This window comes from Actinomycetota bacterium, from assembly GCA_005774595.1.
Taxonomy (GTDB): Bacteria; Actinomycetota; Coriobacteriia; order Anaerosomatales; family D1FN1-002; genus D1FN1-002.
Window position 1 is genome coordinate 1 of the sequence record VAUM01000414.1, and the last position, 1,476, is coordinate 1,476.

Sequence of the window (1,476 nt, forward strand, 5' to 3'; positions counted from 1 at the left end):
CTGGCGGTCGCAGCACTCGTCGGGGATCTCGGCGAGGAACCGCGAGACGGGGTTGTAGCGCGTCTCGCCGAAGATCGATCGCTGGCGCGCGTGCGTCAGGTACAGCCGCTCGCGTGCGCGCGTGATGCCCACGTACGCGAGGCGCCGCTCCTCCTCCAGCCCGTCGCCGCCGAACATCGAGTTCGCGTGCGGCAGCAGCGTCTCCTCGCATCCGGCGACGAACACCACCGGGTACTCGAGCCCCTTGGCGTTGTGCAGCGTCATCAGCGTGACGTAGCCGCCCTCGTCCTCGAGCGTGTCGAGGTCGGTACGCAGCGCCGCCCACTCCAGGAACTCGGCCAGCCCCGCACCCTCGTGCGCTGCCGAGAACTCCTCGACCACGCCGAGGAACTCGCGGACGTTCTCGGCGCGCCCCTGCGCCTCGACGGTGTGCTCGGCCTCGAGCGCGGCGAGCAGCCGCGAGCGCTCGATGACCGCCTCGGCCTGCTCGCGCAGCGACGCGCCCGACAGCGCCATCACGCCCCTCACGACCTCGACGAAGCCGGCGACGGCATGCCGTGCCCGCGAGTCGAGCCAGTCGGCCTCAGGGGCCGCGACGCATGCCTCCCACAGCGTGATGCCTTCGCGCGCCGCCTCGAACCCGAGCTTCTCGACCGTGGTCTCCCCGATGCCGCGCTTCGGCGTGTTGATGATGCGGCGCAGCGCCACCGGGTCAGCGGGGTTGAGCGCCACCCGGAGGTACGCCATGAGGTCGCGGATCTCGGCGCGGTCGAAGAAGCGCGTGCCGCCGACGATGCGGTACGGCACGCCGAGCCGCAGGAAGACGTCCTCGAGCACGCGCGACTGCGCGTGCGTGCGATAGAAGACCGCCACGTCCGAGTATCCGCGCCGGTCCTCGCGCATGACGCGCTCGATCTCGCCGGCGATGAAGCGCGCCTCGTCATGCTCGTCGGTGGCCGAGTAGTCCACGACCGCCTCGCCGCCGGCGTTGGCCGTGAACAGCGTCTTGGGCTTGCGGCCGCGGTTGTTGGCGACGACGGCGTTGGCCGCCGCGAGGATCGTCTCGGTGGAGCGGTAGTTCTCCTCGAGCTTGACGACCGCCGCCTCGGGGAAGTCCGCCTCGAAGTCGAGGATGTTGCCGATGTCGGCGCCGCGCCAGCCGTAGATGGACTGGTCGTCGTCGCCCACCACCATGAGGTTGCGATGCCCGCCGGCCAGAAGCATGCACAGCCGGTACTGCGCGTGGTTGGTGTCCTGGTACTCGTCGACCAGCAGGTAGCGGAAGCGCTGCCGGTACGCCTCGAGCACGTCGGGGTGCCGCTCGAGCAGGCGTACGGCGTTGACCAGCAGGTCGTCGAAGTCCATGGCGTTCGCCTCGACGAGCCGGCGCTGGTAGAGCCGGTACGCCTTGGCGATGAGCTTCTCGGGGGGCGTGGCCGCCCGCTCCGCGTACGCGTCCGCGCTCACGAGCTCGGT

At 70.7% G+C, this 1,476-nt stretch carries 1 protein-coding gene; it reads right to left on the reverse strand.

The window, feature by feature from the left end:
* A partial coding sequence (locus tag FDZ70_10600) for a DNA helicase UvrD (GenBank protein TLM66156.1) occupies positions 1 to 1,467 on the reverse strand: 1,467 nt, incomplete at its 3' end.
* Positions 1,468 to 1,476: the final 9 nt, after the last annotated feature.